Here is a 2,903-nt window from a genome sequence, read left to right as displayed (position 1 = left end):
GGGTGCGCTCGATGTGGGTGTGTTGGCGGCTGCGGTGCGGGATGTGGTGGCGCGGCACGAGGTGTTGCGGACGGTGTATCCGGAGGTCGATGGTGTCGGCTTCCAACGGATCCTCCCCGCCGACCGCGCGACGCTCGACATCGATGTCGTTCAGGTCGACGACGCGGGACTCGTCGGTGCCGTCACGGAATTCGTGTCGGGAACCTTCGACGTCACCCGGGAGGTGCCAGTTCGGGCCCGGATCGTCGAGCTGTCCGACACCGAGCACGTGCTCGTGTTCGTGGTGCACCACATCGCCGGTGACGGATCGTCGATGGGGCCGCTGATGCGCGATCTCATGGTCGCCTACACCGCGCACACCGCCGGTGAATCCCCCTCGTGGAAGCCGCTGCCGGTCCAGTACGCGGACTACGCGATCTGGCAACGCGCCGTCCTCGGCGACGAGGCAGATCCCGACTCGCTGATCTCCCGGCAGATCGACCACTGGCGGACGGCTCTTTCGGACGTTCCTGCCGTCCTCGATCTGCCCACCGACCGACCCCGCCCCGCCGTCCAGTCCTTCGCGGGTGGTCGCGTCGATGTATCGATTGCCGCGGAAACCCATCGAGGACTCACTCGACTCGCGGCGCAGACCAACACCACGCTGTTCATGGTCGTGCACGCCGCATGGGCGGTGCTGCTCTCGCGGCTGTCCGGGGCGGACGACGTCACGGTCGGTACCCCGATCGCCGGGCGCGGTGAGGAAGCGCTCGACGACCTGATCGGCCAGTTCGTCAACACACTCGTCCTGCGGTCCCGGGTCGATGGCGGTGAGGCGTTCACCGGACTCCTGCGTCGCACACGCGAGAGCGACCTCGCGGCGTTCGCGAACGCCGACGTGCCGTTCGAGCGGCTCGTCGAGGTGCTCGATCCGGTTCGCTCGACGGCGCATCACCCGCTGTTCCAGGTCGGTCTGTCGTTCCAGAACCTCGACCACGGTGCCTTCGAACTGCCCGGACTCACCCTTTCGGGTGTCGATTTCGAAGCCGGGATCTCGCAGTTCGATCTGCATCTGATCGTCGCCGACGCGTATGACGAGAACGGCGAACCACTCGGTCTCGGTGGCGGTCTGACCTTCGCGAGTGCACTGTTCGACGAGGCGACCGCCACGGCGATCGTCGACCGCTTCACGCGGGTGCTCGACGCGATCGTGTCCGATCCCGAGGTCGCGGTCGGCGACATCGACATCCTCGATGTCTCCGAGCGCGCCGCGCTCGGGGCAGCCGGCGCGGGTCGGAGTGTGTCCGTTCCGGCGGTCACGTTGCCGGATCTGTTCGCCGAGCAGGTCGGTGCCCGTGGTGCGGCGACCGCGGTGGTGACCGATGACGCGGTGCTGACGTATGCGGAGTTCGCGGCGCGTGTGTATCCGCTCGCCCGGTATCTGATCTCGTCGGGGGTCGGGCCGGATTCGCGTGTGGTGCTGGCGATGCCGCGGTCGGTGGAGTTGTTGGTGGCGATGTATGCGGTCGCGGCGGCCGGTGGTGCGTATGTGCCGGTGGATCCGGACCAGCCCGCCGAGCGGATCTCGCACATCCTCGGGACCGCCGATCCGGTGCTCGTCCTGGCGACGACCGCCGCCGACGTCGACGGGGTGTCCGTCGGTGTTCCCGTCGTGGTTGTCGACGATCTGGATGTTTCGTCGTATTCGTCTGCGCCGGTTGTGGATTCGGAACGTGTCGGTGCTCTGTTGCCGGGTCATGCGGCCTATGTGATCTTCACGTCGGGGTCGACGGGCCGTCCGAAGGGTGTGGCGGTGCCGCATTCGGCGGTGGTCAACCAGTTGGTGTGGAAGCGGGATGCGTTCGGGCTCGGTGGGTCGGATGCGGTGTTGCTCAAGACGGCGGCGACGTTCGATCTGTCGGTGTGGGAGTTCTGGTCGGCGACGGTGTCCGGGGGCGCGGTGGTGTTGGCGCGGGCGGGTGGCCAACAGGACCCCGATTATCTCCTGGACCTCGTCCGCACCCACCGCGTCACCACGCTGCACGCGGTTCCGTCGATGCTCGAGGCGCTGCTCGCGGCGGAGGGCGGACGACTTCCGTCCGCGTTGAGCCGGGTCCTCGCGATCGGTGAGGAGCTTCCCGCCGGCCTCGCGCAGCGAGTACGCGCTGCGGGTGATCTCGACCTGGTGAACCTGTACGGCCCCACCGAGGCTGCGGTGTCGGTGACCGCGCACGCGGTGTCGGAGGCGGATGCGGTGTCGGTGCCGATCGGTGTTCCGGAGTGGAATGTCGGTGTGCGGGTGCTGGATGCGCGGTTGCGGCCGGTTCCGGTGGGTGTTGCGGGTGAGTTGTATCTGTCGGGTGTGCAGTTGGCCCGGGGGTATCACGGGCGTGCGGACCTGACGGCGGATCGGTTCGTGGCGGATCTGGTCGGTGCGGGTGAGCGGATGTATCGCACGGGGGATCTGGTGCGGTGGGTTCGTGGTGGGTCCGGGGTGCTCGAGTTGGAGTACCTGGGGCGGACCGATTTCCAGGTGAAGTTGCGGGGTTTCCGGATCGAGCTCGGCGAGATCGAAGCGGCACTGCGGGCACAGCACGACGTCGCTCAGGCGATCGTCACGGTGCACAGCGACGCCCGGGCAGGCGACCGGCTCGTCGCCTATGTGGTCCCGGAATCCGGCCGGGCGGTCGATGCAGCGACACTGACCGCGGCCGTGGCGCGCGACCTACCGAACTACATGGTGCCGGACGCGGTGGTGGTGCTCGAGGCGTTGCCGTTGAATGTGAACGGGAAGGTCGATCGGCGGGCGTTGCCGGCGCCGGTGTTCGAGGCGGTGGTGTTCCGTGCGCCGACGACGCCGGTGGAGGAGATCGTGGCGTCGGTGTTCGCCGAGGTGCTCGGTGTGGACCGGGTGGGGTTGGACG

1 protein-coding gene is annotated in these 2,903 nt (G+C 68.1%); it reads left to right on the top strand.

Going from position 1 to position 2,903, the window contains the following annotated elements:
* A partial coding sequence (locus tag LDQ05_RS19445) for a non-ribosomal peptide synthetase (protein ID WP_226438593.1) occupies nucleotides 1-2,903 on the top strand: 2,903 nt, incomplete at both ends.

The sequence above is a fragment of the Rhodococcus yananensis genome (assembly GCF_020515525.1).
GTDB classification, from domain to species: domain Bacteria; phylum Actinomycetota; class Actinomycetes; order Mycobacteriales; family Mycobacteriaceae; genus Rhodococcus; species Rhodococcus yananensis.
Note: the sequence above shows the minus strand (reverse complement) of the source record. Positions and strands in the feature narration are given on the sequence as shown.